Below are 10,500 nucleotides of genomic sequence, written 5' to 3'. Positions count from 1 at the left end.
CGACATGATCTGGCCGGTGGCCGACATCATTGCCGAACTGTCGGCCTATGTCGAACTGCGGCCCGGCGACCTGATCTACACCGGCACGCCCGCGGGGGTGGGCCGTATCGTCCGGGGCGATGTCGTCGAAGGCGGTGTCGATGGCGTCGGGACCATCGCCAACCGCTTTCTATAAAGGTTTCGGCACAGCCGGAAAGCCGACCAGCGCGTCAATGCGCCGCCGCGCCCCCAAGGCCGTCGATCTTTTTCGATTGCTTGGCGATCAGGCCGGGGAAGAAGCGCGCGAGGCGGCCGAGGCGGCGTGCCATCTTGCCGACGGGGACATGCACGCGGTCACCGTGAACGGCATCCCACGCTGCCTTTGCGACATCCTGCACCGGCGAGATTTCGAAACCGCTCGCCGACAGGCGGTCGCGGGCCGGCTCGTTGCTGTCGGCGCTGACCTGGTCGAGCAAAGGCGTGTCGATGAAGCCGGGCATCAGCGAGCGAACCTTGATCCCGTATTTGGCGAACTCGATCTCCAGCCCCTCGGTCAGCCCGCGCACCGCGAACTTCGTCGCCGAATAGACGGCAAGCCCGGCGACGCCATAGAAGCCCGAGGCCGATCCGGTGTTGAGGATCGCCGATCCGGGGGTCGCGCGCAGCAACGGCATCGCCATGTAGATGCCGTTGACGACGCCGCCGAAATTGATCGCAATCAGCCGGTCCGCCTCTTCGGGCGGCATGTCGAGGAACTGGCCGCCCGATCCGATACCGGCGTTGTTGAACAAGACGTCGAGGCGACCGCCGCTCGCGGCTGCGAATTCGGCAAGGGCAGCTTTCCATTGGTCGCGGTCGCGTACGTCCATGACGTGGCGCGACGAGGCGCCGTCGGGAAGCAGCGCGGCGGTTTCGTCGATGCCCTGCTTGTTGACGTCGGCGATCCCGACGAACCAGCCCTGTGCTGCGAAATATTGCGCGGTGGCGCGGCCGATGCCCGATCCGCCGCCGGTGATGAATATCGCCTTCCGTGCCATCCCGTCCTCCCTGAGAACAGGCGAAGTTGACGCGCCCGTCAAGCGCAATCGCGGCGCCCGGCGCAAACGGGCTTTGACAGCGATGCGCGCGGCGATATGGAGCAGGTGGGGTGGCAGGGGAGTATCAGACGATGAACAAGCTGTTTTTGGCCGCGACACTGGCGGTCGTTTCGATCCCCGCGGCTGCAACCGCACAGGCTCCGAATGCCGCGCCGACGATCGGCGACTATGTCGCGGCCATGCGCACGACAATCGGGACGGTATTCGAGGGTGGTATCCAGATTCAGGCAGTGGATGCCGAGGACAATACGCTGGTGATTACGGTCACCGGTCCCGACGGATGGCGGGCCGACGCAACGCCGCAGCAGGTTTCCGATGCCCTCGTCACAGGCTTCTGCGAAACCTCGCCCGAATTCTTCCGGTCCAGCCACATCACGATGCGGGTCGATTCGATCGATACGAAGGCGAAACAAAAGGGGCCGCTGGTCTCCGACTGTCCTTCGGGCGGCACGTGAAGGCGGCACAGGCCGTCACGCCGCCTCTGGACCTTCGCCCCTTTTCACCCTATGTTCATGCAGCAGCGCGTTATATGCAGCGCGTTGGATTGGAATAGGGGCGATTCTTGCGGTTATTGCTGACCCTTTTGGCGCTGCTCACCGGCTTCGCGACCGCGGACCGGGCGATGGCGGCGCCTGCCACGCCCGTGGCAATGGGGTCGCTGGTCCTGCTCGCCGAAAGCGCGAACAAGGCCGAGGCGAGCGATAGCGAACGCCGACCAACCACCGCTACCCCGACCCGCCGCACGACGAGCGGCGGCAGCGGCAAGCCGCGCAAGGCGGCTCCGCCGCATCTTCCCGGCCTCCTCACCGGCAGCGACCGCGCGCTCGAATAGCCTTTTGGCGATGCCCTGACGGGCCAGGCTCCGAATGATCGGGGCCTTTTTCTGCATATTCGTGCGGCGCGTCCGCCACCCTTTTCGATAATCCAAGGAAATCCGCCATGTTCGGCAGCATTGCCAAGAGCCTGTTCGGCTCGTCCAACGACCGCTACGTCAATTCGATCCGCAAGACCGTCGCCAAGATCAACGCCTTCGAGCCCGAAATGGAAGCGAAGAGCGACGAGGAACTGAAGGCGCAGACCCCCAAGTTCCGCGCCCGGCTCGATGCCGGCGAAACGCTCGACGACATCCTGCCCGAAGCCTTTGCGACGGTTCGCGAAGCGGCAAAGCGCACGCTTGGCATGCGCCATTTCGACGTGCAGATGATTGGTGGCATCGTTCTCCACCGCGGCGAAATCGCCGAAATGGCGACGGGCGAAGGCAAGACGCTGATGGCGACTTTGCCCTGCTATCTGAATGCGCTCGAGAGCAAGGGCGTTCACGTCGTCACCGTGAACGATTATCTGGCCCGCCGCGACGCCGAATGGATGGGCACCGTTTATGGCTTTCTGGGGCTGACGACCGGGATCATCGTTCCCAACCTCAACGAAACCGAACGCCGCGCCGCCTATAACAGCGACATCACCTATGCGACGAACAACGAGCTGGGTTTCGACTATCTGCGCGACAACATGAAATATGACCGCGGCCAGATGGTCCACCGCCCGTTCAATTTCGGCATCGTCGACGAAGTCGATTCGATCCTGATCGACGAAGCGCGTACGCCGCTGATCATCTCCGGCCCGACCGACGACAAATCCGAACTCTATATCCGCGTCAACGAAGTGGTCCTCCAGCTCGGCGAAGAGGATTATGAGAAGGACGAAAAGGCGAAGTCGATCAGCCTGACCGAAGAAGGCACCGAGCATGTCGAGCGATTGCTCGAAAACGCCGGGCTGCTCCAGGGCAGCAACCTCTACGATATCGAGAACACGCAGGTCGTCCATCACGTCAACCAGGCGCTGAAAGCCATCGTGATGTTCCGCCGCGACACCGACTATATCGTCAAGGACGGCAAGGTCGTCATCATCGACGAATTCACCGGCCGCATGATGGATGGCCGCCGCTGGTCCGACGGCCTGCACCAGGCGGTCGAGGCGAAGGAGGGCGTGAATATCGAGCCCGAAAACCAGACGCTCGCCTCGATCACCTTCCAGAATTATTTCCGCATGTATCCCAAGCTGAGCGGGATGACCGGCACCGCGGCGACCGAGGCGGCCGAATTCTTCGAAATCTACAAGATGAACGTCGTCACCATCCCGACGAACCGCCCGATCGCGCGCATCGATGAGGAAGATGAATTCTACAAGAATATCACCGACAAGTTCGGCGCGATCGCACGCACGATCCGCGATGCGAACGAGCGCGGCCAGCCGGTGCTGGTCGGCACGGTGTCGATCGAGAAGTCCGAGCTTCTGTCCTCCTATCTCGAAAAGGAAGGCGTGCCGCACAGCGTCCTCAACGCGCGCTTCCATGAAAGCGAAGCGCATATCGTCGCGCAGGCCGGCCGCGCCGGCGCGGTGACGATCGCGACGAACATGGCGGGCCGCGGCACCGACATCAAACTCGGCGGCAGCGAAGAATTCCGCATCGAGGACGAGCTGAAGGACATGCCCGAAGGCGCCGAACGCGACGCCGCCGAGGCGCGAATCCGCGAGGAAGTCGCCGCCGAGCGTGAGGCGGTGAAGGCCGCCGGCGGGTTGTTCGTGCTCGCCACCGAGCGCCACGAAAGCCGCCGCATCGACAACCAGCTGCGTGGCCGTTCGGGCCGTCAGGGCGACCCCGGCCTGTCGAAATTCTACCTCTGCCTCGACGACGATCTGCTTCGCATCTTCGGTCCCGACACGCTGTTCGCCAAGATGATGAACAAGAATCTCGAGGATGGCGAAGCGATCGGATCGAAGTGGCTGTCGAAGGCGATCGAGACCGCGCAGAAGAAGGTCGAGGCGCGCAACTACGACATCCGCAAGCAGGTNACTACGACATCCGCAAGCAGGTCGTCGAATATGACAACGTCATGAACGACCAGCGCAAGGTGATCTACGAACAGCGCGGCGAGATCATCGACAGCGAAACGGTCGATGACGCGATGACGGCGATGCGTGCCGAAACGGTCAATGCGATCGTCGCCGATGCGTGCCCGCCGGGCAGCTATCCCGAGCAATGGGACATCGAGGCGATGAAGGAGCGGGTGGCGAACATCCTCGACCTCAGCCCGCCGTTCGATGAATGGATGCAGGAAGATGCGGTCGATGCCGAAATCTTCGAGGAGCGCATCCAGCAGATGGCCGACGCGGCCGCCGCCGAAAAGGCGGCGCAAGTCGACCAGGAAAGCTGGCGCGGTATCGAAAAGTCGATCCTGCTCCAGACGCTGGACCATCATTGGAAGGACCATCTCGCGACGCTCGACGCATTGCGGCAGGCGATCTTCCTGCGCGCCTATGCGCAAAAGCAGCCGATCAACGAATATAAGGCCGAGGCTTTCGGGCTGTTCGAACGGATGCTGCAGAATATCCGCGAGGATGTGACGCGCACCGTGGCGCGGATCGATTTCCAGTTCCAGGAACCCGAACCGATGCCGCTGCCCGACCTGCCGGACTTCCTGACCACGCACATCGATCCCTTCACGGGCGAGGACAACAGCGCCGATATCGACGGCGGCTCGCTGGGCGTGATCGCCGACACGCTGCCGCCGATGCAGGTGCCGCGCCCCGATCTTCCCGAAGGCGAAAATCCCTATGCCGCGCTGGAGATCAGCCGCAACGCGCCGTGCCCCTGTGGTTCGGGCCGCAAGTACAAGCACTGCCACGGGCAGCTTTGACGGCATAGGACGGCGGGGCCGCGCGCCGGTGCGCGCGGCCCTTCGCGCCGTGACGAGGCCGCTTGCCATCGCGCGGCGGCGCGATTAGCATCTTTCCCATAAGCTTGGTGGCCGTGTAGCCGCCGGGCGACGTAGCAGGTCGGAACAGGGCGCCGCGTTTATCGTGCGCGGTTGGCGTGGCTGTTGCGTGGAAAGGGTCGGAGCATTTCCTTCTTCGACGAGATGATAACCGGGGATGGCGGGACCAGGCCGCCCTATCGCGAATATTGCGAATGGTTCGATGCCGAGGATGCCCAGCGCATCCAGCGCAAGACGCAGCAGGCCGAAGCCTTTTTTCGCACCACTGGCATTACCTTCAACGTCTATGGCGAGGCCGACGCCGACGAGCGGCTGATCCCGTTCGACGTCGTGCCGCGGATCATCGCGGCGGGCGAATGGCGGCGCCTGTCGCGCGGGATCGAGCAGCGGGTGCGCGCGCTCAACGCCTTTCTCTACGATATCTATCACCGGCAGGAGATTTTGCGTGCCGGCCGGGTGCCGACCGCGTTGATCGCGCGCAACGATGCCTTCCTGCCGATGATGATGGGCATGGATCCGCCCGGCGGCGTCTATACCCATATCAGCGGCATCGATATCGTCCGCACCGGCGCCGACGAATTCTATGTGCTGGAGGATAATGCCCGCACCCCGTCGGGGGTGTCCTACATGCTCGAGAATCGCGAAACGATGCTCCAGATGTTTCCGGAGCTGTTCGCGAAAGTACCGGTGCGCGAGGTCGGCGACTATCCGATCAACCTCCTGAAATCGCTGTCGGCCTGTGCGCCGCCGATGTGCGGCGGTACGCCGACCGTCGCGGTGCTGACGCCGGGCATCCACAACAGCGCCTATTTCGAGCACAGCTTCCTAGCCGATCAGATGGGCGCCGAACTGGTCGAAGGGCATGACCTGCGCGTCGTCGATGGCCGGGTCGCGATGCGCACGACGCAGGGCTATCGCGCGATCGACGTCCTTTACCGCCGCGTCGACGATGACTTTCTCGACCCGCTGAATTTCCGTCCCGATTCGATGTTGGGGGTGCCGGGGATATGGGACGTCTATCGCGCCGGCGGCATCACGATTGCCAATGCGCCGGGGACCGGGATCGCCGATGACAAGGCGCTCTATAGTTACATGCCCGACATCATCGAATTCTACACCGGCGAAAAGGCGCTGTTGCCCAACGTGCCGACATGGCGATGCAGCGAGCCCGAACATCTGCGCGAGGTGCTCGACCGGCTTCCCGAACTGGTGGTGAAGGAAGTGCACGGGTCGGGCGGCTATGGAATGCTCGTCGGACCGACCGCGAGCCGGAAGGAAATCGCCGCGTTCCGCGCCAAGCTGGAGGCAAACCCCGGCAATTATATCGCCCAGCCGACCCTGTCGCTTTCGACGGTGCCGATCTTCACCAAAAAGGGCCTTGCGCCGCGGCATGTCGATCTGCGCCCCTTTGTCCTGATGTCGCCGCAGGGCATCACCATCACCCCCGGCGGCCTGACGCGCGTCGCGATGACGAGGGGATCGCTGGTCGTGAACAGCAGCCAGGGTGGCGGCACCAAGGACACCTGGGTGTTGGAGGACTGACGGCGATGCTAGGCAAAACCGCAGGCAGCCTCTTCTGGATGGCGCGCTATCTTGAACGAAGCGAGAATAATGCGCGGCTGATCGACGCGGGCTTTCGCATCGCGCTCACCCGGTCGCAGACGGCACCCGCCGAATGGCGCTCGATATTGGAGACCGCGGGGGTCGATCAGGCATTCCTGGCGACGCACGATGATTACAGCTCGGCGCGCGTCGTCGATTTCCTGCTGCGCGACCCGGCCAACCCGTCGAGCATCCTGTCGATCGTCAAGCACGCGCGCGACAATGCGCGCACCGCGCGTACCGCGCTGACGCGCGAGGTGTGGGAGGCGGTGAATACGAGCTGGATGACGTTGACCGACCTGCTCAAGCGGCCGGTGCGCGAAGACGATCTGCCCGACGTGCTCGCCGCGATCCGTCAGCAGAGTGCGCAGGTGCGCGGTGCGCTGACCGGCACGATGCTGCGCAACGATGGTTATAATTTCGCGCGGCTGGGCACTTTCCTCGAACGCGCCGACAACACGGCGCGTATCCTCGACGTCAAATATTATCTGCTGCTGCCTTCGGTCGCGCATATCGGCACCTCGATCGACAATGTGCAGTGGGAAACGATCCTGCGGTCGGTCTCGGCGCACCGCGCCTATCGCTGGCTTTACGGGGCCGAGATCAGCGCGCTCAAGATCGCCGAATTCCTGATCCTCTATGGCCAGATGCCGCGCAGCCTCGCCTTTTGCTGCGCCAAGATGCAGGACAATCTTGCCTGGCTCCAGCGCGGCTATGGCGAAGAGACCGAGGCAGGGCGGATGGCCGATGCCCTGTGCCGGCAAAAGCTCGCGGGGCCGATCCAGGCGATCTTCGATGGTGGCCTGCACGAATATCTGACCGATTTCCTGTCCGCCAATTCGGCGCTCGCGATGCAGATCGAGCGCGATTACCGTTTCGTGGAGTGACGATGTTCCTGCGTGTCGATCATACCACCCATTATCGCTATGACGCTCCCGTCGGCTATGCGCTGCAACAACTGCGCCTGACCCCCAAGGACCGGCCGGGCCAGCAGCGGATCCACGACTGGACGATCGAGGTCGAGGGCGGGGAAAAGCAGCTCCATTATGTCGATCATCACGGCAATGGCGTCGATCTGATCGCGGTGCACGGCGGCGATGCCGAACTTGTCATCCGGTGCCACGGCGCGGTCGAACTGCTCACCACCGACGGGGTGATCGGGGCGCATCGCGGGGCGATGCCGCTGTGGACCTTCCTCCGCCCGACGCCGCTGACGCGTGCGGGACGGGGCGTGCGCGCGCTGACCGCCGGATTGGGCCGCGACTTCGCGAACGATATCGAACGCGCGCATGCGCTGTCGGCGGCGATCCTCGACCGCCTGGCCTATCGCATCGGCGTCACCGATGCCGAGACAACCGCCGAACAGGCGCTGGGGGGCGAGGGCGGGGTGTGTCAGGATCATGCCCATATCTTCATCGCCGCGATGCGCCATCTGGGCCACCCCGCGCGTTATGTTTCGGGCTATCTCAGCATGGACGACCGCACCCATCAGGACGCCACCCACGCCTGGGCCGAGGCACATTTCGACCATATCGGCTGGATCGGCTTCGACGTCAGCAACGGCCATTCGCCCGACGAGCGCTATATCCGCGTCGCGACGGGGCTCGATTATCGCGATGCCGCCCCGGTTCGCGGCATGCGCTATGGTGCGGCGCAGGAAAATCTGGTTGTCCAATTGCAGGTGCAGCAATAATCGGGACATCACAGGGGCGGGACGGGGATTCGATGACCTATTGCGTGGGCATGCGTTTGAACAAGGGGCTGGTGTTCATGTCGGACACCCGCACCAACGCCGGCGTCGACGACATATCGCAGGTGCGCAAGATGCGCAGCTGGCACGTGCCGGGCGAGCGCGTGATCACGCTGATGTCGGCGGGCAATCTGGCGACCACGCAAGCGGTCGTCAGCCTGCTCGACGAACGCACCAAGGCGCCTGAAGAACGTCAGCCGTCGATCCTGCAGGCGCCGTCGATGTTCCAGGTCGCGACGATCGTCGGGGAGACGCTGCGCCAGATCGTGCTGCGCTACGGCGCCGAAGGGCCGGCCGCCGAATCGATCTTTCGCGCCTCGTTGATCGTCGGCGGGCAGATTGCCGGCGCCGAACCGCGCCTGTTCCTGATCTATCCCGAGGGCAATTTCATCGAAGCGGGGGAGGATAATCCCTTCTTCCAGATCGGCGAAACCAAATATGGCCGCCCGATCATCGTGCGGTCCTACGATCCCGCTATGTCGTTTGAGGATGCGGTCAAGCTGCTGTGCGTCTCGTTCGATTCGACGATCCGCGCCAACGCCGGGGTCGATCTGCCGATCGACCTGAAGGTCCACGAACGCGACGATTTCCACGGCGTCCACGAACGCCGTTTCGAACGCGACGATCCCTATTTCCACAATGTGTCGCACGGCTGGGCCGAAGCGCTGGGCATCGCGCTGGCCGAACTGCCGGACTTCCATTTCTAAATCCCCCTCCCGCTTGCGGGAGGGGTTAGGGTTACCGGTTCTTCCGCCCTTCGATCAGCCCGTCGACCAGGCTCGGGTCCGCCAGCGTCGACGTGTCGCCGAGCGAGCCGAAGTCATTCTCCGCGATCTTGCGCAGAATCCGCCGCATGATCTTGCCCGACCGGGTCTTGGGAAGGGCGGGGGTCAGGTGGATATGGTCGGGCGTCGCGATCGGGCCGATTTCCGTGCGCACCTGCTGCCGTAGCGCGGCGGCAATCTCTTCGGTCGGCTCAACCCCGGCGTTGAGCGTGACATAGGCGTAGATGCCTTGGCCCTTGATGTCGTGCGGAAAGCCGACGACCGCGGCTTCGGCGACCAGATCGTGCAGCACGAGCGCGCTTTCGACCTCGGCAGTGCCCATGCGGTGGCCCGAGACGTTGATGACATCGTCGACCCGCCCGGTGATCCGCCAATAGCCCTCGGCATCGCGGCGGCAGCCGTCGCCGGTGAAATATTTGCCCTTGTAGGTCGAAAAATAGGTCTGGATGAAGCGGTCATGGTCGCCATAGACCGTCCGCGCCTGCCCCGGCCAGCTGTGCGTGATGCACAGATTGCCCTCGGTCGCGCCGCCGACCTGTTCGTCGGCAAGCACCGCGCCATCCGCATCGACGAGCTGCGGCCGGACCCCGAAGAAGGGGCGCCCCGCGCTGCCCGGCTGCATCGGATGCGCGCCGGGAAGCGTCGTGATCATGATGCCGCCGGTCTCGGTCTGCCACCAGGTATCGACGACGGGGATGCGGCCCTTGCCGACGAGCTGGTGATACCAGCGCCATGCCTCGGGATTGATCGGTTCTCCGACGCTGCCGAGCAGCCGGAGCGTCGAGAGGTCGTGGCGTGTCACATAATCGTCGCCTTCGCGCATCAGCGCGCGGATCGCGGTCGGCGCGGTGTAGAGGATGTTGACCCGGTGTTTGTCGACGACCTGCCAGAAACGGTCGTGGTCCGGATAATTGGGTACGCCTTCGAACATCAGCGTCGTCGCGCCATTCTGAAGCGGCCCGTAGACGACATAGCTGTGCCCCGTGACCCAGCCGATGTCGGCGGTGCACCAGAAGATTTCGCCCGGCCGATAATCGAACCCGTACCAGAAGGTAGACGCGGTCCACACGCTGTAGCCGCCGACGGTGTGCAGCACGCCCTTGGGCTTACCCGTCGATCCTGAGGTGTAGAGGATGAACAGCGGGTCCTCGGCGCCCATCGGTTCGCACGGGCAGTCGGCGTCGACATCGGCCGACAGCGCGTCGTACCAATGGTCGCGGCCTTCGCGCATCGCGACGTCGCCGCCGGTGTGCGCAATCACGAGCACGCCCTTTACGTCGACGCGCTCGAGCGCCTTGTCGACATTGGCCTTCAATGGGATCGTCTTGCCGCCGCGCAGTCCTTCGTCGGCGCAGATCACCCAGTCGCTGCCGCAATCCTCGATCCGCCCGTGGATCGCCTCGGGCGAAAAACCGCCGAAGATGACGCTGTGGATCGCGCCGATGCGCGCGCACGCGAGCATCGCCATCGCGCCTTCGGGGATCATCGGCATATAGATGGTGACGCGGTCG

General features: G+C 63.9%; 10 protein-coding genes and 1 pseudogene. 9 read left to right on the top strand and 2 right to left on the bottom strand.

The window, feature by feature from the left end:
- Positions 1-175: fumarylacetoacetate hydrolase family protein (locus ABS88_RS22580; protein ID WP_286750646.1), on the top strand; the 175-nt coding region annotated here is incomplete at its 5' end.
- Between the two features lie 34 nt (positions 176-209).
- On the opposite strand, the gene ABS88_RS22575 is transcribed toward ABS88_RS22580, so the two are convergent.
- A complete protein-coding gene (locus ABS88_RS22575; protein ID WP_062770108.1) occupies positions 210-1,016 on the bottom strand; it encodes an SDR family oxidoreductase in 807 nt (268 codons plus the stop codon).
- A gap of 131 nt (positions 1,017-1,147) precedes the next feature.
- Here ABS88_RS22575 and ABS88_RS22570 point away from each other — a divergent pair, with 131 nt between their 5' ends.
- The 8 genes and pseudogenes from ABS88_RS22570 (at position 1,148) to ABS88_RS22535 (ending at position 8,911) form a co-directional block, all read left to right on the top strand.
- Positions 1,148-1,531 carry a hypothetical protein gene (locus tag ABS88_RS22570; protein WP_286750645.1) on the top strand — a complete coding sequence of 128 codons (384 nt, stop codon included), beginning with the start codon at positions 1,148-1,150 and terminating at the stop codon, positions 1,529-1,531.
- A gap of 107 nt (positions 1,532-1,638) precedes the next feature.
- Positions 1,639-1,908, top strand: a complete 270-nt coding sequence (locus ABS88_RS22565; protein ID WP_120694221.1) for a hypothetical protein — start codon at positions 1,639-1,641, stop codon at positions 1,906-1,908.
- A 107-nt stretch (positions 1,909-2,015) separates the two neighbouring features.
- Positions 2,016-3,928 (top strand): annotated as a pseudogene (secA, locus tag ABS88_RS22560) (preprotein translocase subunit SecA); the annotation flags it as partial.
- A gap of 1 nt (position 3,929) precedes the next feature.
- The coding region (locus ABS88_RS22555; RefSeq protein ID WP_286750644.1) for an SEC-C metal-binding domain-containing protein at positions 3,930-4,774 on the top strand (845 nt) is incomplete at its 5' end.
- Between the two features lie 222 nt (positions 4,775-4,996).
- Positions 4,997-6,394, top strand: coding sequence for a circularly permuted type 2 ATP-grasp protein (locus ABS88_RS22550; RefSeq protein ID WP_058813207.1), 1,398 nt, complete (start codon positions 4,997-4,999; stop codon positions 6,392-6,394).
- A 5-nt stretch (positions 6,395-6,399) separates the two neighbouring features.
- Positions 6,400-7,341: an alpha-E domain-containing protein gene (locus ABS88_RS22545; protein ID WP_058813208.1), complete on the top strand. Its 942-nt coding sequence runs from the start codon at positions 6,400-6,402 to the stop codon at positions 7,339-7,341.
- 2 nt (positions 7,342-7,343) lie between these two features.
- Entirely contained in the window at positions 7,344-8,147 is an 804-nt protein-coding gene (locus ABS88_RS22540; RefSeq protein ID WP_062901893.1) for a transglutaminase family protein, read from the top strand.
- Between the two features lie 32 nt (positions 8,148-8,179).
- Positions 8,180-8,911, top strand: a complete 732-nt coding sequence (locus ABS88_RS22535; RefSeq protein WP_003052754.1) for a proteasome-type protease — start codon at positions 8,180-8,182, stop codon at positions 8,909-8,911.
- Positions 8,912-8,942: 31 nt separating this feature from the next.
- Here ABS88_RS22535 and acs read toward each other — a convergent pair.
- On the bottom strand, positions 8,943-10,500 hold a 1,558-nt coding region (gene acs / locus ABS88_RS22530), incomplete at its 5' end, for an acetate--CoA ligase (RefSeq protein WP_286750643.1).

The organism is Sphingopyxis sp. SCN 67-31, from assembly GCF_001725095.1.
The sequence above is the reverse complement of the archived record's forward strand: the minus strand, read 5'-3'. Positions and strand labels throughout refer to the sequence as shown.

What these genes read in the sequence shown, in the direction of transcription:
- ABS88_RS22575 (WP_062770108.1), bottom strand. Translation starts at nt 1,016, where the DNA reads ATGGCACGGAAGGCGATATTCATCACCGGCGGCGGATCGGGCATCGGC.
- ABS88_RS22570 (WP_286750645.1), top strand. Translation starts at nt 1,148, where the DNA reads ATGAACAAGCTGTTTTTGGCCGCGACACTGGCGGTCGTTTCGATCCCC.
- ABS88_RS22550 (WP_058813207.1), top strand. Translation starts at nt 4,997, where the DNA reads ATGATAACCGGGGATGGCGGGACCAGGCCGCCCTATCGCGAATATTGC.
- ABS88_RS22545 (WP_058813208.1), top strand. Translation starts at nt 6,400, where the DNA reads ATGCTAGGCAAAACCGCAGGCAGCCTCTTCTGGATGGCGCGCTATCTT.
- ABS88_RS22540 (WP_062901893.1), top strand. Translation starts at nt 7,344, where the DNA reads ATGTTCCTGCGTGTCGATCATACCACCCATTATCGCTATGACGCTCCC.
- ABS88_RS22535 (WP_003052754.1), top strand. Translation starts at nt 8,180, where the DNA reads ATGACCTATTGCGTGGGCATGCGTTTGAACAAGGGGCTGGTGTTCATG.